The sequence below is a fragment of the Microcoleus sp. B3-D7 genome (assembly GCF_036705305.1).
In the GTDB taxonomy this organism is placed as follows: Bacteria; Cyanobacteriota; Cyanobacteriia; order Cyanobacteriales; family Microcoleaceae; genus Microcoleus.
This window is the reverse complement of sequence record NZ_JAUBUE010000057.1, coordinates 1-24,007: the sequence shown is the minus strand read 5'-3', so window position 1 is coordinate 24,007 and position 24,007 is coordinate 1. Positions and strand designations below refer to the sequence as shown.

The window sequence follows — 24,007 nt, the reverse complement described above, 5'->3', positions numbered from 1 at the left end:
GAACTGACTATCGGCTGAGATGCCGATCAACTCGATCAAATCTGTTGCCATAATCTGCAAGCTGCCACCGTTGCCCGAACCTCTAGTAGCGGTTGATACTGCTGCCCCATCGCGCACCAGCAAGCGCCCCGTGTCAATCCTCAAGTCCCCTGCATCTCCACTCCCTTTACTTTCAGTAGACAAGCCACTGGGTAACTGACCACTGGCTGAGCTACCAATCACCTCAACTGAATCCGTTGCCTTTATCTGCAAGCTGCCACCCTTGCCCGAAGCGAAAGTACCGGTTGATACCTGTGCCCCGTGCACCAGCAAGCGCCGTGTGTTAATGCTCAAATCCCCTGCATTTCCCCTACCAGAAGTCTCACTCCGAGCAAACAAGCCACTGTTACGTCTGAAACCATTGGCTGTTGATTCTCCCATCACTTCAACCGAATCAGAAGCCGTAATCTGCAAGCTGCCAGCCTTGCCTGAACCGTAAGTATCGGTTGATACCTCTCCCCCATCGCTCACCACCAAGCGCCGCGTCTGAATGCTCACATCCCCTGCACCCCCACGAGTACCAGTAGCAGACAAGCTACTGCTCACCCGACCATCGGCTGATATTCCAATCACCTCAACCGAATCCGTTGCCGTAATCTGCAAGCTGCCGCCCTTGCCTGAACTGAAAGAATCGACTGATACGTATCCCCCATCGCTCACCACCAAGCGCCGCGTATTAATGCTCAAATTCCCTGCATTCCCACTCCCAAAAAAAGTAGAAGTCAACAAGCCACTGCTCCCTGGATTAAAGGCTGATCTACCACCAATGACCTCGACCGACTCAGCAGCGGTAATCTGCAAGCTGCCACCGTTGCCTGAACCTCTACTGGTAGTGGTTGATACCTGTGCCCCATCGCGCACCAGCAAGCGCCCCGTGTCAATTCTTATGTCTCCTCCACTTCCCGTTCCTGTGTCAGTCACATCAGCCGTCAGGTATGAATTCTCACTCAGCTCAACCTCTGTTGCGCCTACCAGTACCTGTTTGCCATTTTCTGCCCCCAAGGTGTTAGCCCAAATATTCGAGCGTTGTGTCATCGAAAACCGCCCACCGCGAATCTGAATATCACCGCCCCCTGCCCCACTGGCATCCACAAACGCCTTGTTAGATAATGAGATATTGCCAAAATTATTAATCGAGTCATACCCTAGGACAAAGTTGTTCCCACTAGAACTCAAACTTACTTCTCCCACTCGGGCCACACTGCCGAGTTCAATGCGTCCTCCGGCTGCTGTCAGTCTCCCGGACTCTAGGAATACATTCCCACCAACTAGCGCTAAAGTTCGACCCGGTTGCACCTGTAGCCCTGGGGGAAGACCTCCTGAGTTAGGTTGATTAATTAAACTTGGTGCTTGCGATCGATTAACAATGGGTTGAGCAGCAACGGCATTAAACCACAAAGCTGAGGGACTGACGCTGAGTAAATTACTCGAACTCGGTTGTGAAGCGCTAAATAGTCCGGTATCCCCTAACTTGACGGCATTCGCTGTCGTTGCCAAAAATGAACCCTGCACGTCTAAACTGGCAGATGGCCCGAACACAATGCCGTTTGGATTGATCAAAAACAAATTGGCATTGCCATCAACTCCCAACCTGCCATTAATTTTTGAACGGTTCGCCCCGGTGACGCGCGAGAGAATATTTAATATCCCTGCTGGATTGGTAAAATAAGCGCCTCGTCCTTCTAAAACACTCAATTGTTCAAAACTGTGAAACAGATTAGCGCCTCGTATTGCGCCACCATCAATGCGATCGCCTTGAATACCCCGTATATTGACCTTGGGTGTAACGACAGAACTTTCAGCACCTAGCGTATTGTCAGGCACGATTTGGGCGTTAGCGCGATCGCCCCCTCCTACGAGGAGTGTCCCAAATATGGCGACGCAACCCCCAATCTGCCACTGCCAACACCGATCGAACCAGCTTTTAGCAATCATAGGTTGGTTTCTAAAACATATTGATAAATCTATCACTAGAGTTTCTTTTTGAGTGGCCTTAACTTACATCTTGCACTTACCCGATAAACATCCTCCAAATAAATTTCGGGCTGAAAGCTTCAGTTCGATTTTAAACCACCTAAACGTAAGCTGCTTAAGAACTGGGGGTCTCTAACCCATTTTTAATTATGAATAATGAATCGTCTAAAACTAGAATTTTTCTAGCCCTATAAACAAAGCAATTCTGGGAGACTAAGCACTCCATATACGAATTCTCTGCGATTGCATTGAGAAAAGCAAGAAAAATGCAAACAATTCTTGCCCATGCCCAGCAAGCGAGTCTACACCTTATTGTCGTTGATGCTTTCAGAGGATCAGCGCGATAATGTCGCGCTAACATTGCACGCTTATGCAAACTTGCCTGCACAAGTTTGTATTTTTATTAGTTGGGTTATGTCATTAAGTTGGCACAGAAGGTTAATGCGTTCTTTCTATTTGACATCCTATCGTATAAATCACGCGGATGAAATCACTAGGAGCAACCAACTATGTCTTCTGAAATGACTTTTGAAAAAACAATTTCTTCTACAAATCCCTACATTGAAAATGAGTTGGAAGTCAAACCCATCGCGACCATCCCAACTGATATTGCATTCCAGGCAGACCTTAATAGCAAAGGTGTTGCAGATGCTCGTAAAGGCACACTGCCCCCGATTTCAGAAATTGCTAAGTTGCCTGTTGGCAATAAGGATTTCACAGGCAATGTCTACATTGATGGCATTCTCTGGGGTGGGAATTATTGGAAATCAGGTTCATCGTCAACAACAACGATTGATTACTCTTTCTGGAATTCCCAAACTGCCAGTTTTGATGACGCCTACTACGACGACATCGCCCAAAACCCCTATGACTGGTTTTCAGGGGAAAAAGCTTCTATGGTAAACGCTTTAAACAGTTGGTCAGCGGTTGCCAATATTCAATTTGTGAATGCTGGGGACAATAATGAATCAGCTACCTTTGGCTTCTATAATGTGGGTAATGCCGATGCGGATGATAACTTAGGAATGTTCTGTCCTCCTGGAACAGATGGACAGGGAATTGGCTATTTCAACAGGGAAGGAGGGGGTTGGAATACTAATGGAATAGTGCAAGGTAACTTTAACTTCACCACTTTAATTCATGAACTTGGACATGGATTAGGGCTGGATCACCCCCATAGCAATCAAGGCAGTTCATCAATTTATCCAGGAGTTACCGCCGCCTTTTGGGATACAGGGGACTATGGCTTGAACCAGGGCGTTTACACCACCATGTCCTACAATGATGGGCTAGTTAACAGTGGTGGTGCTCCAGGTACAGAGGACTACGGCTATCAAGGCACACCTATGGCGTTTGATATTGCTGCTATTCAGTATCTTTATGGGGCAAACAACAGCTACAAAACTGGTAACGACACATACTTCCTGCCCACGGCCAACCAATCAGGTACCTATTATTCTTGTATTTGGGATGCTGGCGGAATTGATACTATTAGTGGTGTGGGGGCAGTATCGGGTGTCACGATCGATCTCAATGATGCCTCGCTCAACCCTGCTGTAGATGGGGCAGGTGCTGGTGGTTATATCTCTTCTGCCGAGGGTATTTTTGGCGGATTTACTATTGCTAATGGTGCAATAATTGAGAATGCCGATGGTTCTGCTTTTGCCGATCTGATTACTGGCAATGAGTTCAATAACATTCTCAACGGTGGGGCTGGCAATGACTCTTTAATCGGCGGGTCTGGTAATGACACCCTTAATGGTGGGGCTAGCAATGACTCTTTAATCGGTGGCAAGGGCAATGACTCTCTCGTGGGTGGCAATGACAAAGATATCTTAACTGGTGGGAGTGGGAGCGATCGATTTACCTACACGGCTCTCAGTCAATCCTTGTTAGCCAACTATGATGTGATTACTGACTACTCTATTGGTGACCAAATTGATGCTCCTAGTTATATAGTTGCAGCAACACTCACTACCCCTGCTGGTAATGCAGCTAGTTTGAGTGAAGCAGCTATCTCTACTTTACTAACCAGTGGTGTGTTTACAGCCAACAGTGCTGAAGCATTTACAGTTTCCGATCTAGCTGGAACCTTCATCGCTTTCAATGACGCAGTGGCTGGATTCAATTCTGCAAATGATTCCCTCATTTTCCTCAAGAATTATACGCTTGGCTCTGTTTCAATTGTCTAGCAATTGAGCTAAGTCAGGCAGCAGTTCGGACACTTTTGACTCAAATTCTGTGTTGTCTCTTTCTTTGATAGAGTCCATGATTTTCTCCTGAGTTTAAGTTTGGCTATGCTTAGCACAACAGCTTGAAAACCTAGTTTTTCAAGCTCAGTGGTTATATAGCAAGTCTGAATCATTGGTACAATTCGATCGATTTCAAAAAATACCAACTTGCGATCGAACAGTTGGACAAGCCTTCGCTCGCTATCGCTCGCAGAAGAGAGAACACCCCACATTATAATCACGCGATCGGAAAATGTTCGCTCGATGGACAATAATCAATGTCGAAGTCAGGCATTCACCTGTTATGCTAAGTTAATTGCAAACCAAAACCAAGCTGGAGTTTAAACTCCAGCTTGGTTTTGTGGCAAAATCGAGAATTAAAATCTTCATGAAAACCTACCATAGCTTACTACTATGCCAAGCCGACATTGCCGATTCCGTGTCCGCCATGTTCTGGTAATTTTATTCCTAACCAGTCTCACCATTTGTCTGTGGCTGAGTCATGTTTCTTTTAATCCTTTACAACTAAGATGGCCAGAAGTAGCAACCGCACAGTCTGCCAATCCCAGCCAAATCGTACAACAAGGAATCGAACGATATAAAACAGGAGACGTGCAAGGCGCGATCGTACTTTGGCAAACCGCCTTAACCACCTATCAAAGCACTAACAACCGTGCTAACGAGGCGATCGTTCGAGAAAAACTAGCCATAGCTTATCAACAAATCGGTCAATTCGGGTCAGCGATCGATTATTGGAAAGGTGCGATCACCAACTATCGTTCCTCTGGAGATTTCGTGAAGGTGGGACGGTTACTCACAGAACTCGCTCAAACCTACAGCCGTTTGGGGCAAAATAAAGAAGCGAGATCGCTTTTATGCGGTGCTTCTGAGGCTGATGAAATTTGCCCCAAAAGTGAAGGAAGTGCTTTGCAAATTGCCGAAAAATTTAGAGATAGCCAGGGAGAAGCGGCGGCTTTGGGAAGTTTGGGAGAAGCCTATCGCCTCACAGGAAAGTACGATCGAGCCATTGAAACTCTAGAGGCTAGCTTAAAGATTGTCGGGGAGATTAACCCCTCAGTTTATCGCGCATCAGTGCTTAATAGTCTCGGTAATACTTACTTTAGTAAAGCTCAACTCAACGAGCAGCGTGCTGATTCTGCTAAGTTCAGAAATGCAGAAAATAAGGCTAATGAATTCATTAAATCAGCTACTGCCGATTACACAAAATCTTTAGATTATTTCGAGATCAGTCTCGAACAGAGTCGCACTCAAAACGATCGATCGAGTCAAATGCGATCGCTTCTCAATTTGATTCAACTTTATTACCGCCCAAAATATTTTAAGTTACCTGACAACACTAATAAAGCAGAGCAAGCATTGCAAGAAGCTCTAACCCTACTTAATAGCATCCCGGATTCTCCCAATAAAGTCTATGCAGCGATCGATGTAGCCGAACTAGAACAACCTGTTGATTCTATTAATTATACTTCTTTTCAATCTCAATGCCGACGGCGAAAACTCAACGAATCGCAAGCAGAGGAACTCCTACAAAAAGCTGTTTTTATTGCTCGAAGCATTAAAGATTCTCGCTCCGAATCATTTGCTTTAGGTAAACTAGGTCATCTCTACGAATGTCACAAAGACTACAATAAAGCCTTAGATTTTACCAAACAGGCAAGGTTGGCAGCCGACCAAAACTTACTTGCTAAAGATAGTCTTTATTTGTGGGAGTGGCAAGCGGGACGAATATTTAAAGCACAGGCGAAAGAATCTGAGGCAATTGCTGCTTACGAACGCGCGATCGCAACTTTAGAAGGTGAGGGAGGTATTCGAGACAATTTGTTAATTACCCCGCGAGACTTGCAATTTAGCTTCCGGGATACGATTACTCCTCTCTACCGTGAGTTTGCTCAGTTAAAGCTAGAGCGTGCTGAAGCGCTGCCCATTGCAAGTCAAGAGTACCAAAAGGAACTCGATTCTGCACTCAACGCGATCGATTCTTTGAAACTAGCAGAATTGCAAAATTACTTCGGCAATGAGTGTGTCTTTACCGTTTTTGAGCCAGAACGAGTTGATGACTTAGAAAGAGAAGACACTGCTGTCTTTAGTTCTATAATTTTGGAGGATCGAACGGCGATTGTGGTGAGTTTACCCAACTCTGACGAGAAGGGAAAGCCAAATACTGAAAGAAGATTTAAACGGCTAGTCTGGATAAACGATAGTAAAAAACTTACAGAAGAAATCAAAAAGTTTCGTATAGAAATTCAGAAATTTTACGATCCTACTGACGCTTTTTTAACACCAGCACAAAATCTATATAACTTGCTGATTCGCCCTTTCGCCTCCGATTTAACACCAAGAAAAATTAAAACTCTCGTTTTCATCCAAGATGGGCTATTACGCAGCGTACCGATGGCTGCGCTCCACAATGGTGAAGAATTTCTAGTTCAGAAATACGCCATTGCTACGACTCCCGGTTTGCGCTTAACATCTCCTAAACCCCTAAATTTTCCAAGTCGGCGGACGCTAGCTTTGGGCTTAACCGAAGCCGCTACCGTTGATGGTGAAAAATTTAAGGCTTTGGCAAATGTCACCGATGAAATCGATCGAGTTATAAAGCTATTTCCAGGTAGCAAGAAACTCTTGGACGAACAGTTTACTCCCGAGAGCTTAGAGCAAGAACTTAAACAAACGGCTTACCCGATTATTCACATTGCCACTCACGGTCAATTTGGCACTATTCCAGAAGATAGCTTTCTAGTGACAGGTAATAACGAGAAGATTACAATTACTCAGCTAGAGAGTGATATTCGCCGCTTTAATAAAGGTACAGAGCCCGTGGAGTTGCTCGCACTCACGGCTTGTCAAACGGGTATAGGAGATGACCGTGCGACACTCGGTATGGCTGGCATTACCGTGCAAGCAGGCGTCAGAAGTGCTTTGGCTTCTCTTTGGTATGTTGATGATGCTTTTACACAAGAATTAGTCGCTAAGTTTTACGATAACTTGCGATCGCAAATGAGCAAAGCAGAAGCGCTAAAGGAAGCACAGAAGGCGCTGGTCGATCGAAACAAGAATATACACCCCGCTAAATGGGCCTCCTTTATCCTTATCGGTAACTGGCTGTAGAATAGAGCGGAATAAGGTTGGTTGTTGTTGTAATTGTCAGCAACAAAAAGCGGCTCGATCTAATATTATCTCTTTTTTGTCACTTCGGGCGAGAGTATAGCGGTAGGGTGCGTCGCTCATTGATAGTCGTAAATAATCAGAATTCTGGCGGCGACGCACCCTACTTTAATTAGAATAGGAGTAGGATAATAATTTCGGCGTTGCTGAATACAAGTATGAATTCAAGTTTTCGGAATGGCTATAAGCCAAGTAAAGTGAGTTTTGTAACATCAAGCGAAAAGTTTATTCATACGCCAGAATCAGCAATGCCTTACCTGTTTATCTTGCCCACTTTTTTTGGGCGCACGATCACATAACCAGGCTGTGCAACCTTTCTGCACTTATCCAGCAAGCCCTAAATACCTAACACGCCACACCCGAAGGCTAGAGCAGGATAGGTTCATAACCTGAGCCAGGGCGGAGAACTGCTACAGCTTCATTAAGATGGGGAACTTTTGGGAGTGGGGAACTGTGACGATAACTTCGCCACTAAGGTGTGATTCCTTGTCGAGTGTGATGCGGTAGTCATTCTCAATACTTCCATAACTAATGGCCAACACTTCCCCCTCCTTCCCATGATGCAAGCCATTATCGAGAACCCGTACCCGATCACCAATCTGAAACTCTTTATGATGACGCTTGATTGCGGGAGTTGAGGATGTTGGCTTCCCCACTGCGATCTTTGAGTGTCCGAAAAAGGGTCAGGGACTGGTTGTAATACTCTAGCGCTTTCTGCTTTTCTCCTAAATCTGAGTAGACTAAGCCGATGTCGAGGAGGATGTGGGCTTCACCACTGCGATCGAGGAAGGTGTTGGCTTTGCCACTGCGATCTTTGAGTGTCCGAAAAAGGGTCAGGGACTGGTTCAAATACTCCAGCGCTGTCTGCTTCTCTCCCAAATTTGAGTAGACTCTGCCAATGCTGGTGAGGGTGTTAGCTGTTTCAGCCTCATACCTAATTACATCGACAACTCTCTATACAAACGCAAAGCTTCTGCGATTGGTTTGAACGTCGTGCGGTTTGACTCTGATGAGCGATCAAACTTCGCCGATGCTGAACAACCATTATTCAAAGCGAGATCCTTAAAATCTCATATTTTTTCAACCTTCCATCCAGCCTGATTCCCAACTTTGTCGGCTCGGATGAATGCAAAAGCGCCCCGCTTGAATTGATCACCGCTAGGCTTAACTCCGATGAGGGCTCTAACTTCGGCAGTCGATAGAATCCAACCGGAGGCGATCGCCTGTTCCAACGCGGAGTAATGTTGCAGAGGATCGCGAGTTGCTCCAATGTGCCGAGCGATCGCCTCGATGAGCTCAAGAAAGTTTTCTCTGTCTTGATTTATAGCTGTTGGGGTCGCAGGTTGGATCGCTTCTGTTTTGAAAATTTCGGTGTGGCTGCTCTCAAAATCAGATAGGGTGCCACCAGATTTTAGATGCTGATTTAACTTGTCCAGTTTGTCCAGTTGGTCACTGGATATTTTGCCTCGGGCTACGGGTTCGATCGATAAAGCTTTTATGCGATCGTACACAGATTGCTTGCTGCTTAGGTTGTAGCGGTCTTGCAGGCTTGCGATCGGGTAAGTTTCCATAGTCCAGTTTGTCCAGTTTAACACTGGACAAATTGTAACTCTGATTAGTCCAGTCGCTCACTGGAAATTGACTGGACTAAAAAAAACTTTTTTATGAGGGGGGTAGAAACGCCTTGCGAGAAATTGATAGATTAACACCTGAGTAACGCCTGTAATTGCTCAGCCTTCAATCCTTGCAAGCTTTCTAGTTTTTCAGCCAGAACAGCCAGAAACTTCTCAAAATTTGGGCAACTTTGGCAAGAAGATAAGTCATTGGGGACTAAAAAATTGGCACCGGTTTGGTATGGGTTTGGTTCCGCTTGCATTCCTCTTGACGACTTTCAGGCGCTCGCTCTCAAATCTCAAACCGACGGTCATCACCACTAACTCTTGTCAATTCCAATTCATTAATGCTATCCTGTTTTACAGCAGTCACAACTTTCAGGAATATAACACTTTAGTGTTTTCCAAAAAGTCACCACTGCTATCTGAAACCAGCACTCATACATCTCTCTAAAATTCTGCTAGTCATCTTGTTTTGCAGGCGCTTTTTTTCTTAATGCCTCCCAGCCAAGAAACGGCTTTCCGATTAATGCTAATAAAACGACCTATACAGGAGTCCTAACTAGGAGCTCCTTTTTTTGGCTCGTTTCCAGAGCAGAGCGAAGTGAGAGTTTGGTACCCAATTTAATAAGCAAGGAGACTTTGAAATAGGCAAAAAAGGTTACAAGAGTCAAAGCAATAATTGAATAAAACACCCTTGGCCGGGGCGGATTACCGTCCCGGCTTTTTTGTTTTTTTTCAAGGCTTTGCTGACAGAAACTCAAGTGTAAATAGCGTGATAAGTATTCTGACAGTTATTTATCACGTTTGAGCTAGAGCTTAAAGCTGTAAAGATTTACCAGCAAGAGTTTCACCGCATTTATTTGCTTCTATCTTAATAGATAAACAGCAAAATGAATGCCATTCAATCAATGCTAAAGTGTGATAAATACCCCCTAAAGGAGTTAAAAATGGACAGACTCATCAATACCGTACCGCAAACTTGGGCTGAGGCTTACAGCCTCTACGAGCAAGATTACCAGTCAACAAATCTTGTTGCTAAAAATCATCAATTAACTCTCCTGAGAACCGCTGTATTCCGATATGTTTTGCCTAAGTATAACGTGCCTTTACCAAAGGGCAACAAATTGACTTCAATTGAGTCAAAAACAGCTTGGAAATTGATGGAAAAAATTCCTACCCATGAATTAAAGAATGCTCTGAGTTATCAAGATGAGGTTTTTACTTTTTTGAAGTGTACGCTCTCTATACGTCGAACTTATCGAATGCACCTGACAAAGTTTATCTTGTGGAATCAGCAACAATCTTGGTGGAAGTGGGGAGTTCTTGCTATAGAGAAAGAAAGAGAGAAACGCTGTCCGAAGATGCGAAATACAAGAAGCTTCAGTAAGGACAAACCTCGCGTTACAGAGCGCCAAATCACTCGGGGTTGCCCTAATTTTCACTATACCTTGAAACCTGCAGAGATTTTGCCTGATTTGCAACAGGAACTCGATCTTTTCTTGAAATTCCAAACTGCTCCGGTCGGGAATCGCAATCGCCAAGATCGAGCTTTGCGCCCTGTTAGTGGAATGGGTAACGTTCAAGCAGCGAAGAGGGTGTTAGGTTGGCTCCACCGTGATCAGGGTATCCCCCTTGAAGAGTTAAGTCTCAAAAAACTGGTGGCTTACAGTGGATTAACTCCTGAAGGCAAGAAAGATGAAGCAGGGATAGATGCAGTGATAGACTTAATTGAGGCTCACTTACAATGGTTGAGAGACTTCCGAGGCGCTTCTCCCAATACTGAACTTAAAGCTGTGGAATGTCTGGTAGCTGTGGCGAAATATCTTTATCATAAAGCATCGAAACAGCGCAGTCGCCACCTTGTTGGTGGCAAGCAGGTCGGGTACAAAGACATTCCCATTATTGAGGAATTAAGACAGTTGGAGCGCGATATTATGATCAGGGTAAATCAAACCCCGCGCCGTTCCGATGAATCGAAGAAATGGCTCGATTGGCCAGTATTTTTAGCCTGTGTGAAAAGGCTGGTAGAGGAATGTGGGGAGCGGAGTGCCTGTGGCAAGAATCGGCCGCTGAAGGTGATCGCGAAAAGTCACCAAATCGCTTTAATTTTTATGCTGTTGAGTGCTTTTCCAGACCGCAGCCGCACGCTGAGGGAATTAGAGTTGGGCCGCACTCTATTTAACCGCGATGGCAAGTGGTTTATTGAGCACGCTGCGAGTGACTTCAAGACGGGTGATAGTTTTTGCAAAAACGGGCAAAAGCGAGTAGTAGAATTGCCAGAGAGCTTGTATCCGTTTTTGACGGAATGGCTGGAAAAATGGCGGCCTATTTTCAATCCCAAGCATGGGTATTTTTTTACGAGAGTCAATGGTACTCCGCTGAATACTAGCGCTCTGAATAGTTACTTCCGTAACCGGAGCTATCGGTTGACAGGTCAACTTTTTACACCGCACATGGTGCGAGATTCAATTGTTACTCACCTTAAATTGTCGGGAGCTGGCGATGGAATTCTGGCGGCTTTGGCTGATTTAATGGCACACTCTCAGAGGACTCAGGCTCAAATCTACGATCGCCGTACTCCTTCTCAGAAGGTGGCTCCGGCTTTGGAAGCGTTGCAGTCGCTCTCGGCGGGAATTCTGCCCGAACCAATAGTGGAACCGTTGGTAGTGGTTTCATTTGAGAATGATGATGCTGAAACTTGACTATTACAGCACTTTTGCAGGTTCGTGAAGTACAAACAAATCGGTTTTAGGGGCAGAACCTCCGTGTCTGCCCCGATTCCAGCTTGTTTGTATTTCATAAATCAGCGCTTTCCCAGCCTACGACTTGTAACCCTTGCAGCTAAGTCCGAATACTGCAATTTCCCTATTTAGAGCTGAAAACTGTTACAGATTCCTTAGCCTATTCATCTATTTTCAGCTTCGGCAGTTGTTTGAGCGCTTCTGGGATGGAGGTAATCTCATTGTTCCTGATGTCAAGCTCTGTCAGATTGGACAGTTGTCCTAGTGCCTCTGGAATGGAGGTAATCTTATTGCTACCGAGAATAAGCTTTGTCAGACTGGACAGTTGCCCTAGTGTCTCTGGGATACACGTAATCTGATTATTACTGAGGTCAAGACCTATCAGATTGGACAGTTGCCCTAGCGCCTCTGGGATAGAGGTAATCTGATTATTACTGAGGTCAAGGTATATTAGATTCGACAGTTTTCCTAGCACCTCGGGGATGAAAGTAATCTGGTTCTTACTGAGATAAAGCCACCTAAGACTCGACAGTTGCCCTAGTCCCTCTGGGATGGAGGTAATATTATTGTTGTAGAGGTCAAGCCATTTTAGATTAGATAGTTGCCCAAACTCCTCTGGGATGGATGTAATCTCATTATTACCGAGATCAAGGATTCCTATATTGGACAGTTGTCCGAACTCCTTTGGGATGGAGGTAATATTATTATTACGGAGGTCAAGCCCTGTCAGATGGGAGAGTTGCCTTAGCTCCTTTGGGATGGAGGTAATATGATTGTCACTGAGTACAAGCACTTTTAGAGTCGTGTACTTGACGATTTCTGGTGGGAATTCTTTCAAATTCTGCAAGGGCAACCGCAGTTGCATTTGATCGCTAACCTGCTCAAATGGTGGCACTGGATACTCTTTCGTCATGTCTCTTATCTCTCCCTAGCATTTATTGTCACAAAATTCAAAATATTTCTGTTTTATTTGATTCTCTAGCTTTTAGAAGTGGGGCTTCATTGTCAGACAATGACCCATCAAACATCTTGGCATCAAATCAGCCCCAACATTCTAGCTTCTGGGGTGAGGTTAGAGAGTAAGGGTAGAGGTAAGAGTTGTTGTAAGACAAAAAGTAAGACACAATTGACCCAACACGTTAAAATTGGATACAACAGTGATACTTAATAACTAGAACGTAGATGGGGTGAGAAATCAAGGCGTTTTTAAGAGCCAGTTTTAGTTTTTAGATATAGAGTGCTACTAACGATTAGATTTAAGTATCAGCCTATTAGATGATTCCCTTAAGGACACGGCAGTGCCGTCCTTACCTACGATATTCCTGAACCTCAATTACCAGAAAACTGCTGTAACTTTGTTTCCCAACCTGCTTTATATGCTTCCTCTAGTTTTTTCTCCCATGCTTTCTCTTCCTCCATATGTGGCTCCACTCTTTCTTCAGGAGTTCGAGATTTATAATATTCTCCCTGCTCCTTTCTAAGCTCTTCATAAGCCTTTTTACAGGATTCTCCATTTTTATCTAGATCAGCTTGCTCACAAAGGCTAGCATCTACCCATCCATAAGCATGAGTAAAAGCTTCTGTTGTGGTGTCGTAGAGTGGAGTTTTATATTTCTCCCAATAAGTGTTTGAAAGCTCATCAGTGCCAGATAAGGGTACTCCAGATAGAGCAGAAACTTTTACACAGTAAGGGTTGGGTGCACTTCCTTCTTTCTCAAGTTTATAACGCTCTCTATAACGTCGGGGGGTGTAATCTGTCATGACTATTTACCTCAATATTTTTTGGAGTTTACATTTTTGTTATAACAAATTTTCTACAAGACAGAGGTTGGTATTTTTATTGACTATTGATTTTGTACAAAATCACCCTAAATGTATTTCGGGCGAGTACAATACACAATTTTAAGGGTAATTTGAATGCAAAAATTATAACCGCACTTTCTGCATAACAAAAGTCGTTGCGATCACTCAGCCAAGCTTTTATTACTTTCAGCGTGACAGAGCGCAACTTTTTTTCCAATTCAGGCTTCGTTCTAATTGGTCGGGGATTCTAGACCGGAAAAAGTGTATTTCTCTATTAGGACTATAACGAGGTAATACTAGGTCAGGTTAGGCGCAAAGCTGACCCAAGGCTTCAAGTCACGGCAAAACATCCCATTTTTTAGTTATTGATGAGGCATGATCATTTTTGATTTTCCTTGTTCCGGTTTTTTTGCTGCAACTTTTCCCCGCTCTGGCTCTTCGTCTTTCTTGGGAAAAGAAGAGTTTGATAAGAGAAAGTTATTGTCTGGATTTCCCGGCGAGCTGTTTTTGACGCATAATGTTTGCTTATCAATCGCGGCCTGAATGCGCCCCCTCCGCCACCTAGCTGAGACAAGACGATGATTGAGAACGTAGACATTGCAGTGAGGCTGCCACCATTCCCCGCGCATCAAAATTAAGCCGTCCTCCACGCATAGTTTTGGGGGCATATTTTGAAGGAGTGGCAGACGCTCCACAAGTTGTTTTTTGACTATTGGCGGCAATTCTTCACGAAAGCCTCGTACAGGTGCAGCCGTCAGTCTGTAGCTATTGGAAAGGTGGCGGCTCACAGTCGAGGGAGAAATTCCCCTCAACTGTGCGATCGCCTCAATACTTCCGCCGTAGAAGCGGAAACCCGATTCACAGAACATGAACCGCTCGCTCTTCCCCAGTACCCGCGCCGGTTTTTCGCAGGTGTGCAGAGCGGTCGGCGCAATTAGCTGCGTCGGTTGCCCAGGGTCAGAGCCCTGGGCTTGTATTTGCCGCATCTCTTCTTGCCGTTGCCGGTGAAAAGATGCTCGTTGCAAATGTTGTGCTTCCACTTCTGTAGCGATGATGTGGATGTTAGCTAGTTCGTCAATGTTGATGGCGGCGACCGGGCCGAGCTTGTCGATTCCGGCGATCGCGATCGCTCTTTCGAGGCTGGTGTAAAAAACTGTAACCCAGTTGCCCCGCTGTAGGTAATTGCGGATCAACCCGGAATTCTTGGCGGCACACAATAATTTTCGGATGTGTCCGGCGCTGCGATTTAAAATTCTGGCTGCTGCCGTGATGTTAAATTTTCCCGTCCCGCACCCTTTCGGTTTGCCGCCAGGGTTGCGACGGGATAGATCGAAGCGACGCGCGAGCAACCAGACGCTCATCTGGCGGCCGAAGTGCTCGAACAATCGCACCGGGAAGCGCACCAAATCTAACTCCTCAGCGCCGACATACTCGCTATGCCAATTTTCGCAGAGGTCGATCAGCCATTCGGGAGCGATCGCCGGGGGAGTGTCGAGCGGATTGTTGATCCAAATATAAGGTTTGTTTGTCGCCGGGTGGAGGCTTGGCGGCAATACGCTTTGACTACCGAGCCAGCGAAATTCCAAGCATTCCTCTTTACCATCATCACCATTAACCCCGGTGCCGATGCGTAGATTGCGTATGCGATGCCAGTCCGCTTCTCCTACCGAAAAAAGGCATTGCTTACGGCCGGTGCGACCGCTTGTCCACACGATTGTCTCTGAAAAAGTCGTGAGACTGTTGCTGCCTGCTAATTTTTTTAACAGTTCGGTGGCTGATTCGCCATCGATGTCGATCGCTAACAGCCCGTTTCCCAGCTTTAAGCCAACGCCTGTAGCCTTGCCAGTTTGGAGTTCAGCAAGAATTTCTGGGTGACTATATGATTTGTGCGTCCATCCCTTTTCATAAGGTCGCTTACCGCAGACAGGTACTAGCGGCCAAGTGTAAGGGATTTCAAGTGAAATGCAATCTTCACTAGATTGGTCAAGATAATCTAACTTATTTTGTAAGGTCATACTCGCCCTGGACAGGAGGTATGACCGCTTTTTTTTGGGCGGGTTCTAGATTAGTTTGCCTTGCAACACTTGCAGTGATAAACTGAAATTACGAATTTTTTTGTTTGGCCCGCCCCCAAAGCGGCCATTTTTTTTTGCAATTTTAGGGCTAACGGAAAGCTAGTTCTGCTTCTTGCGATCGCTTGCAATCACCGTGGTGACCCCAAACTTATCGCAATATCAATAATATTATGATCAAAGAATCAACTTGGCAATAGTAAATTTATTAAATCCCTCGACCGCAATAATTCTTTACCAATTTACTATTATTACTAGCAATAAATCTATGTATGCCGCGCTAGAGTGTCACTTCGTAAGCCCTGCTGTCGAGTTTCCCTTTCATCAAATGGAAGGCAAAAAAACAACTAATAGAAACTCATAGAAATACAAAATGATTCTGTAATTGCGGGGTTAGCCCACCATTACGCAACTCTCGAGCTCTCAACTATTTTAAAAAAACCTCTTTTGCCTTGCTTGAGGGGTCAAGCGGACGCAAGCTTTAGTGTGTGCCTATCTCGCTGCTACTTCACGGCTTGTTTTCATCTGTCCCAAAATACGTACCACCTATAGGGTTGAAATTCTCGTTTACTCAAAAAATGTGATGCTTAAGCTCTGCCATTTGATGATATTGGATCATAAGTGGTACGCATCAATCCTAGGGCTGAGAATTATACTTAAATGGATGAAACCTCGGCTGGATACAGGTTTGAGGCTTGGACTAAAAGAAGCTGGGAGGTATTCGATAATTAACGCCTGAAATCCTTGCTCCGTAAAGGTTTGAGGCTCGGATAGCTAACGAGCGAAAAAAACCCGGTATTTACCGGGGAAAGTTCCTAATATCCTGGGATGTGTCGTCACAGGACTTCTTGATTATCTAGGAAGATAGGAGTCCTTACTTTGAGAGCTCTCATCACTGTAGTAATTATCATTAGGGTTAGGCTGATGAGAAATTGTAGGGAATGCTTCAATCCCTAGTTGCATAAGGTACATAGCATCGTGCAGCTTGAAATAAGCACTCCTATCGCCCGCTGCCCAGAGTGCCATCAATTGCTCTCTCTCGGCTTCATCCTCACTCCCAGTAAAATCAATCTTTATCATCACTCCCAAGAATTTCTAAGATTGTCTCAACATCTGCGAGCGTTGTGGTTGATTTTTTTGGCTCGGCTTTCAATTGGTTGAGCAAGTCGGCGGCCTCTGATAGTTCGATCAAGTTAGCGATCGCCCAAACTCCAGAGCTACTATACTGCACTAATTGGGGCAACCTATTGCCAATTACCAATTATCAATTACCCTTCATAAAAAAGCCCTCGGCATCACGCTGGGGCTCTGTGTTTTGGGACGATCACATTTTCTCGACTTCGACAGAAATTTGGTCAGCACTAGCCCCCGCAACAAATTCAGTGGCTTCCTTATGAACAAATATCGCCTTTGTGCTTTTAACTTCACAAGGTAGCTACAACTGACTGCTACGCTAGACCATAACCGGGCGCTACGTTATTAGCCATGATTTAATGGTGTGGCGCTTACTCATCTACTAATGACTAGGACAAAAATCATGGGTGCTATCAAAACTATCTTTTTCTACAGAGACTTTATCTGTCAAATTCGCTGTAAAGATGAATGGGTAATCTTTTGCACCACTCACTTTTACGGTTATGTAGGCAGAGCCGATACCGGTCTTCCTTACACAGCCGCAAAAGAGAAAGTGGATCGTGTTCTAAAACTTCGGTACGCGAAAGCCAATCGCCAAAACTCCTGAAGCCGTTTATAGTGTTGCTAATTGGGGCAAAGACTCATTGCCAATTACCAATTGCCAATTACCCATCGTGTAAAAAAGCCCTCTGACATTTCCGTCGGGGGCTTTTTTTGGGGCGCTCGGGCGATCGACCTTCTAATCTTCTGTTGCTTCCAAAATTTGCCTAAGCTTGGTCATAGTATTTTTTGGTAGCTTGGTGTCTTTTGGCAGGAGAGTCCTAAAGAAGTTCATGACTTCGCCAGCTTTATCGGATAAGTCGATTACTGGTGCTGAATTCTGTTCGACTTCATCCAATCGTTTTTGTAGGTCGGAAAGTTGGGTCTCGACTTGCTGGCGATCGGCGCGTTCTGTGTCAAGTTGCGATCGTAATTCTGCTAGCTGCTGTTCGGCGGCTGTGAGTTGCAGGTTGGTGGTGTCTAATTCCTGGCTAGCAATTGCTAGTTGCTCTTGAGCTTGTTTGAATTCTTCTTGAGTTTGTTTGAGTTCTTCTTGAGTTTGTTGAAGCTGCTGCCTGAGCGATTCCTCTTCGTTGCGATCGCTCAGGCGGCCAACTCCCCCAACTCGGCCCTCAGTTGCGCGATCGCGCTTGCCTGCGATGCCTTGATATTTGCTATCTCTGACAGCAGAGGCTGTGTCTTACGCTCAATGATTTCGGCAATGCGCTCATCTAAGTTGTCAGACAGATGCTGTCTTATTTTTGCAGGTTCGCGCAAGATAACAGAGCCATCAGATAACGCCCCGATATTTAATCGCAAAACTTCCATCAAAATTTTAGAGCGATCACACCCATGCGGAGTTTTTGCAGGATAGCGTTCTCTCCCTAGTTTGTCGATTGCTTCAAGTAAATCCGCATCGCAGCGGAAGGTGACGGATTTCTTTTCTGTCATACATTTCCCTCGTGTCTTATGATGTCTTACTTAAGAATAAGACCTCACTTGACTTTTGGTAAGACGTATAAATACAAGTCTTACCTTTGTTTAAAATTTGTCTTATTGATGTTGTACAATAATGTCTTACTAACTCGGGAAAAATGTCAGACTAACTGTGATAACGTAAGAGATTATTGTAAGACGAAACCATACGGCACATATTACAGCGAACCTAAAAAAAATGAATAACCTCAATACCAGCCTGATAGAAACCGCGCTGTTAGCTAACAAATGACTCAGGCTAGACTGTAAGACGTATAAATACAAGTCTTACCTTTGTTGGAAATTTGTCTTATTGATGTTGTACAATAATGTCTTACTAACTCGGGAAAAATGTCAGACTAAGTGTGATAACGTAAGAAATTATTGTAAGACAAAGCACTAGGCTTACCAAGAAACTAATGCTGTCGATCGTCCAGGTCAAACGTATAAAATCGGATATCCCAGCCTGCAACTTTAATCGAAACGAACTAGAAATTGCTGGTTCGCTCACTTTGGTGATCGGTGGCTTCGTAACTCCCCTAGTCGTGAAGCTTGGCTGGCGACGGATTCCGAGTAGTTAGCGGTCACGGACAATATCACGCCGCAGGGAAAGGCCCGGCGGTAAAACCCACGGGCCGGCGAGACGATACCAGCGATCGTGCTTGAATCCGAAAATCAAGCGACAGCCTCAGCCATGCTCAAGATGTTGAAATTAGTGGCATAGACCAGATCGCGCCCCATTCCTAAAACTGGATGGGGTTTTTTAAATTCTTGAGAAGAGTAATAATTAAAACGACTAAGCCCATGAACAACAGCAACGACGACCTCGAATCCCTTATCCGCTCTGCTAGCCCGGATGGCCACAGAAGCGAATTGATTCCTGTCACCATTACCCCTGAAATGGCCAGAGGATACCTCTGTTTTGGAGTGGAACAGGAACGGGAGATTGATCAGGCTGTGATTGACGATTACGCGCTTTCAATGCAGGACGGGGAGTGGAAAGCTGGCTCGATACTGATTTTCTCCCTCCGACTACAAGATTATTGATGGCTATTACCGTTTAGCGGCGGTTGCGAGCGTCAGGAGTGCCAGTGGAATTTTATCTGGTCAGGGGAGTGCCTCTCAATCTCTAATCCCAGTTGCCCCATCCGTTTCTAGATGGGGCCCCTTTTTGTCCTAGTGTTAGCGTAAACCCTCATTCCCCTTTACGTTGTCCTCTTGACCCCACATTCCACACCCCCAACTGGCACACTACGGATTTTGGTTATTAGATCGCTTGAGACTGCCGATCATTACCACGAGAGATCGGTACTTTTGTATAAAAAGAAACTTAATTTTCGCTCTAACTTCCGAAAAAACCGCTTGTCACAGTCTCGGGTGCGGAATGGGGGCTTGACAGACCTATATTCACGGTACTAAACTTTATCAGTGTTTAGGTAGATGACACTTGCTTGGTTTTGATAATTGCTAGGAAAAATATTACAGCAGATTGCAGGTTTCTAAGATTCAGTAGGGTGAGCATCCCAAAAACTATCTTTTACTAACCGATTAAAATTTTTGTGAAGCAATCCCCACTTTACTTATTAGGCATACTTCCCTGGCTTTCATTTTGCTGTATTAATATTTGCAATATGTCATCTGAAAAATTTAGGGAGCATCTTTCCAAAAATGCTAGATATCAACAGTTTATGGGATGAAAGTTTTTATCTCAATCAGTATCCAGATGTAGCGCAGCAAGTGGCTTCTGGTGTTTTCAATAGTGGATTGCAACATTTCCAAGCAGTCGGTAAATTTGAGCAGCGTGACCCAAGCATTCTGTTTGACACAGAGTTTTATCTAAGTTCTTACCCAGATGTGGCTACAGCCGTTCAACAAGGGCAAACTACAGCCATCGACCACTTCTTAAACAGTGGTCAATTTGAAAACCTCGACCCGTTTGCAGAATTTTATACTAATTATTATCTCACCAATAACCCTGATGTAGCCACAGCTATACAAGCAGGAACTGGGAATAAAGATCCCCTCACCGGCATCGAACACTTCGTCAAATATGGGCAATATGAAAACCGCAACTTTAGCCCTATCTTCGACCCTTATTATTATTTGCAACTGAACCCAGATGTCGCCGGCGTCGTCAGCCCAGGCGGATTGAGTGCCATAAAACACTACCTTCAATATGGTATTGAGGAAGGCCGATTAAGTGAAGCGCCACCTCTGGAAATTAGCTTAACAGCAGCGCAGAGCCTGGGCAACCTGAGCCTTGAAACTATAAGTGGTTTTGTAGGGAATGCAAACAGCCAAAATATCTACAGCTTTACACTGAATGCAACCAGCACTGTCCAGTTAAACCTTGATGATTTGAGCGCCGATGCCGATCTAACGCTCGTAGAAGACTTCAATAGCAATGGTTTGCTAGATGAGTTTGAATCCTTAGAAGCCTCAATCGCTGAAGGTACAGCTCCCGAAGAAATCAGCAGTCTGTTGTCTCCAGGTACCTATTATGTTCTGGTTGAGCAGTTCGAGGGCGATACCAACTACAACCTCAGCCTGTCAGCGACCCCCTTCACGCCACCAGCCGATACCACTGGCAACACCCTAAACACAGCAAGGGATTTCGACCCTCTCACGGGCAGCACGACATTGAATGAGTTCGTTGGAGACGTTGATGTCCAAGATGTCTACCGCTTAACTCTCTCTAGCAGTAGCGACCTGAACGTTAACTTGCAAGACTTGAGCGCTGACGCTGACTTAGAACTAATTCAGGACACTAATGGCAATGGCTTTGTCGAGGAGGATGAGATAATCGAGTCTTCCGCAGCGCCGAATAACGTAACAGAAGCGATTGCCACCAACGCATTGCCCGCTGGCACTTACTTTTTATTAGTTAAGCAGTTCGAGGGTGATACCACTTACAACCTGACCGTATCAGCGAGCGCCTCAACACCCGCTCTGTCTCTCCCAGAGCGAACTGCTGACTCTTCTTTGACAGTGGCAAAAGTTGAAAATTCAGCAAAGTTTTCCGAAAACGGACAAGTCAGTGCTAGCAAACCTGACAACTATTACAGCTTTACAGTAGGTGAATCTGGTGTCTTCAGCGCTAACTTGACAGGTTTGACTGGTGATGCTGACGTGCGACTGATCCGGGATTTCAACGGGAACGCTCAAGTTGATCCGGTAGCAGACCGCAATGGCAATGGCTTTATCGATGATGATGAAATAGAGGTAGTCGCTTGGCAGTGGGAGCGAGGCACCAGTAATGAATCGATTCGCGCCTTCCTCCAGCCGGGAACTTATTTTCTGCAAGCCAAGAGCTTCAACAAACAAACATCTGATTACGCGGTGAACACAGATTTCACACCGGCGCCGAGCGATCCTCGGCAATTTTCCATTCAACTCAACTTCGGCGAGGGCACGCAAGACCTTACTGAAGCCGAGCGTAATACCGTGCGCCAAGCTGCCAACAGGCTAGAACAAGTAATTTCTTATAGCACTTTTGAAGGTCCGCACTTTATAAAAATCGATGTCACTGCTGCCAATCAAGACGAAAATGTGCTGGCTTCAGCGGGACCAAGGGATTTGGCGCTTGACTTGAATCGCAACGTGATGTCTATTAGTGGTGAGGCTACCCTCAACAGCAATCCCGAAAGTGAGGTTCGTGACAATCAGAGGTATTTGTATGACACAATGATTCACGAACTTGCTCACGTTCTAGGAATTGGCACTTTATGGGACCAAGGTCGCGAATTAATTGCTGACGAAGAAAAAGGACTTTACAACCCAAATTCCTACGCCGGCCTTTACTATGGAGAGCTTCTGGGTACGTCCTCGGCAATTCCTGTGGAACTGACTACTGGTAAAGGTGCAGGTAGTGACTTGGGTCACTGGAACAAAGTACCAAACTTTGGGCTTGAGATGATGGTGGAATGGGGGGATAAAGATGAGAAGCAGCTCACCAGCCAATTGACCATTGCTTCTTTAAGGGATATCGGTTTCAATGTTAATTATGGGGCAGCAGAAGAGTATAGCTTGCCCTTCAGCAACCCGCAACTCCAAGCTAGGCAAAATAATAACTCCTCAATTGCCTAAAGAGAGCGAACTCGAACGTCAGCATTCTCAATAGGGAACTATCTCACCCGCTATTTCTATAGAGAATAGCGGGTGAGAATACCATCTGGTGTCAGACAACTTTGTCTTACTTACTTAAGGTATGTCTTACGGGCTTAAACTATGTCTTACATAGCGCTATTTGTAAGATATTTAGGTAAAACAAGCCCAGACGCCACATTACAGCGAACCTAGAAAAATGAATAACTTCGATATTACCCTTATAGAAACGGCGCTGCTAGCTAGCGAATTATTCATGTTAAGGGTGTATAACTTCTAACTTCACACCGTCCTACACTTGTGGCAAATTTGTCTTACTTATTTGTGACGATTTAGTCTTACTAGCTCTTGAAGACTGTATTACAAATTGTGAGTTTGTAATACAAATGCGTAAGACAAAGCACCAGGCTTACCACAAAACTAATACCCTCGCTCGTTGCTGTCCAACGCATAGTATCTGATGTGCCTGCCTGGAACGCAGATCGCCTTGATCTCGAAATTGCTGGTGAGATCGGTCTGGCGATCGGCGGCTTCATCATTTCCCCCATAGTAGTGCAAGAAAGTGGAGGATACAAAATTGTCGTCGGCTATGGACAATATCAAGCCTCCGTTCTGGCCCGGCAACTCAATCCGGGCGTGCCGACGAAACAATTCCGGCCGTCAAACAGCCAGAAAATCAAGCCACACCTTTGACCCAGCTTAAGATGCTGAAGTTCGTCCCGAGTGACGCCGTGACCACATCCCAGCCCTCGGATGGGGCTATTTAAAATCGAGGAATATGACATAACCCTACTAATGTAGTATTGAAGAATGCCCAAAATGACTCTCGCAGCTTCCAATCCACCGGCTCCACAAGTCATCGCTCCCGGCACGGACAATGCCCAAATAATTGATTTGTGGGTTCACGGCAAGTCGAAAAATACGGCGGATCTCTACCGTCGCGTTGCAACAGAGTTACTGGCCACTATTGATAAACCCCTTCAGTGGCTGACTCTCCAAGATTTTCAGAGCTTCTCTGATACGTTGGAAGGAAAGGAGTTGTCTCCTTCCTCCCGTCGCACCTATATATCTGTTGTGAAAAGTCTACTATCTTTCGCTCATCGCACTGGTTTGATTCCAGTTAATGCAGCGACTGCCTTGACTACGCCAAAACCGAAGGATACACTCTCGCAGAAAATCCTCTCTGAGATCGAAGTGATGATGATGATTGCTTTGGAGCCGTGCGATCGGAACAAGCTTGTCCTCAAAACCTTTTACTACGCTGGACTCCGGGCTTCGGAATTGTGCGATTTGAATTGGGAGGATTTGACCCCCAACGGTGAAAACGGGCAACTCTTGATTTATGGCAAGGGCGACAAGACTCGCGTTGTTCTGCTGCCAAAGACTTTATATATGGAAATTTTGAACAGCAGAGGAGATGCAGGGAATTCTGAGCCGATCTTCAGGAGTCGCAAAGCTACCAACGGCGGCCGCTTGCACAGGGGTTCGGTGACGCACTTGGTCAAGGAAGCTGCTAAACGCGCGGGAATTTCTGAGAAGGCTAGCGCTCACTGGTTGCGGCATTGTCACGCTTCCCACGCTCTCAACCGGGG

Annotated in this window: 15 protein-coding genes; 7 read left to right on the top strand and 8 right to left on the bottom strand. The window is 45.3% G+C overall.

Going from position 1 to position 24,007, the window contains the following annotated elements:
- Positions 1-1,974: two-partner secretion domain-containing protein (locus QUB25_RS26210; protein WP_333187822.1), on the bottom strand; the 1,974-nt coding region annotated here is incomplete at its 3' end.
- Positions 1,975-2,522: 548 nt separating this feature from the next.
- Between QUB25_RS26210 and QUB25_RS26205 the strand changes: the two genes are divergently transcribed.
- Together QUB25_RS26205 and QUB25_RS26200 are read left to right on the top strand one after the other, a co-directional pair.
- Positions 2,523-4,205 (top strand): M10 family metallopeptidase, encoded by a 1,683-nt coding sequence (locus tag QUB25_RS26205; RefSeq protein ID WP_333187819.1) that lies wholly within the window; start codon positions 2,523-2,525, stop codon positions 4,203-4,205.
- A 453-nt stretch (positions 4,206-4,658) separates the two neighbouring features.
- Positions 4,659-7,373, top strand: coding sequence for a CHAT domain-containing protein (locus QUB25_RS26200; RefSeq protein ID WP_333187818.1), 2,715 nt, complete (start codon positions 4,659-4,661; stop codon positions 7,371-7,373).
- A gap of 666 nt (positions 7,374-8,039) precedes the next feature.
- Here QUB25_RS26200 and QUB25_RS26195 read toward each other — a convergent pair.
- Both QUB25_RS26195 and QUB25_RS26190 read right to left on the bottom strand, forming a co-directional pair.
- Positions 8,040-8,309, bottom strand: a complete 270-nt coding sequence (locus tag QUB25_RS26195) for a hypothetical protein (RefSeq protein ID WP_333187816.1) — start codon at positions 8,307-8,309, stop codon at positions 8,040-8,042.
- 191 nt (positions 8,310-8,500) lie between these two features.
- Positions 8,501-9,001, bottom strand: coding sequence for a hypothetical protein (locus QUB25_RS26190; RefSeq protein ID WP_333187814.1), 501 nt, complete (start codon positions 8,999-9,001; stop codon positions 8,501-8,503).
- Between the two features lie 992 nt (positions 9,002-9,993).
- Between QUB25_RS26190 and QUB25_RS26185 the strand changes: the two genes are divergently transcribed.
- Entirely contained in the window at positions 9,994-11,748 is a 1,755-nt protein-coding gene (locus QUB25_RS26185; RefSeq protein WP_333187811.1) for a site-specific integrase, read from the top strand.
- A 199-nt stretch (positions 11,749-11,947) separates the two neighbouring features.
- On the opposite strand, the gene QUB25_RS26180 is transcribed toward QUB25_RS26185, so the two are convergent.
- The 5 genes from QUB25_RS26180 to QUB25_RS26160 form a co-directional block, all read right to left on the bottom strand.
- Positions 11,948-12,700, bottom strand: coding sequence for a leucine-rich repeat domain-containing protein (locus QUB25_RS26180; RefSeq protein WP_333187810.1), 753 nt, complete (start codon positions 12,698-12,700; stop codon positions 11,948-11,950).
- Between the two features lie 416 nt (positions 12,701-13,116).
- On the bottom strand, positions 13,117-13,548 hold the full coding sequence (locus tag QUB25_RS26175) for a hypothetical protein (protein ID WP_333187808.1): 432 nt from the start codon (positions 13,546-13,548) through the stop codon (positions 13,117-13,119).
- 404 nt (positions 13,549-13,952) lie between these two features.
- Positions 13,953-15,605 (bottom strand): bifunctional DNA primase/polymerase, encoded by a 1,653-nt coding sequence (locus QUB25_RS26170; protein WP_333187806.1) that lies wholly within the window; start codon positions 15,603-15,605, stop codon positions 13,953-13,955.
- 1,123 nt (positions 15,606-16,728) lie between these two features.
- Complete coding sequence (locus QUB25_RS26165) at positions 16,729-16,923, bottom strand: hypothetical protein (RefSeq protein WP_333187803.1); 195 nt, start codon at positions 16,921-16,923, stop codon at positions 16,729-16,731.
- A gap of 1,016 nt (positions 16,924-17,939) precedes the next feature.
- A complete protein-coding gene (locus QUB25_RS26160) occupies positions 17,940-18,287 on the bottom strand; it encodes a hypothetical protein (RefSeq protein ID WP_333187800.1) in 348 nt (115 codons plus the stop codon).
- An 828-nt stretch (positions 18,288-19,115) separates the two neighbouring features.
- On the opposite strand from QUB25_RS26160, the gene QUB25_RS26155 reads away from it, so the two are divergent.
- The 4 genes from QUB25_RS26155 to QUB25_RS26140 form a co-directional block, all read left to right on the top strand.
- The gene (locus QUB25_RS26155; protein WP_333187797.1) at positions 19,116-19,358 is read left to right on the top strand and encodes a hypothetical protein; all 243 of its coding nucleotides are present in this window, start codon (positions 19,116-19,118) and stop codon (positions 19,356-19,358) included.
- 621 nt (positions 19,359-19,979) lie between these two features.
- Entirely contained in the window at positions 19,980-22,397 is a 2,418-nt protein-coding gene (locus tag QUB25_RS26150) for a pre-peptidase C-terminal domain-containing protein (protein ID WP_333187794.1), read from the top strand.
- 480 nt (positions 22,398-22,877) lie between these two features.
- Positions 22,878-23,108, top strand: a complete 231-nt coding sequence (locus QUB25_RS26145; RefSeq protein WP_333187791.1) for a hypothetical protein — start codon at positions 22,878-22,880, stop codon at positions 23,106-23,108.
- A 126-nt stretch (positions 23,109-23,234) separates the two neighbouring features.
- The coding region (locus tag QUB25_RS26140) for a tyrosine-type recombinase/integrase (protein ID WP_333187789.1) at positions 23,235-24,007 on the top strand (773 nt) is incomplete at its 3' end.

Coding starts and splice junctions, on each gene's coding strand:
- QUB25_RS26200 (WP_333187818.1), top strand. CDS start 4,659: ATGCCAAGCCGACATTGCCGATTCCGTGTCCGCCATGTTCTGGTAATT.
- QUB25_RS26175 (WP_333187808.1), bottom strand. CDS start 13,548: ATGACAGATTACACCCCCCGACGTTATAGAGAGCGTTATAAACTTGAG.
- QUB25_RS26170 (WP_333187806.1), bottom strand. CDS start 15,605: ATGACCTTACAAAATAAGTTAGATTATCTTGACCAATCTAGTGAAGAT.
- QUB25_RS26160 (WP_333187800.1), bottom strand. CDS start 18,287: ATGACAGAAAAGAAATCCGTCACCTTCCGCTGCGATGCGGATTTACTT.
- QUB25_RS26190 (WP_333187814.1), bottom strand. CDS start 9,001: ATGGAAACTTACCCGATCGCAAGCCTGCAAGACCGCTACAACCTAAGC.
- QUB25_RS26185 (WP_333187811.1), top strand. CDS start 9,994: ATGGACAGACTCATCAATACCGTACCGCAAACTTGGGCTGAGGCTTAC.
- QUB25_RS26180 (WP_333187810.1), bottom strand. CDS start 12,700: ATGACGAAAGAGTATCCAGTGCCACCATTTGAGCAGGTTAGCGATCAA.
- QUB25_RS26150 (WP_333187794.1), top strand. CDS start 19,980: ATGCTAGATATCAACAGTTTATGGGATGAAAGTTTTTATCTCAATCAG.
- QUB25_RS26155 (WP_333187797.1), top strand. CDS start 19,116: ATGAACAACAGCAACGACGACCTCGAATCCCTTATCCGCTCTGCTAGC.
- QUB25_RS26205 (WP_333187819.1), top strand. CDS start 2,523: ATGTCTTCTGAAATGACTTTTGAAAAAACAATTTCTTCTACAAATCCC.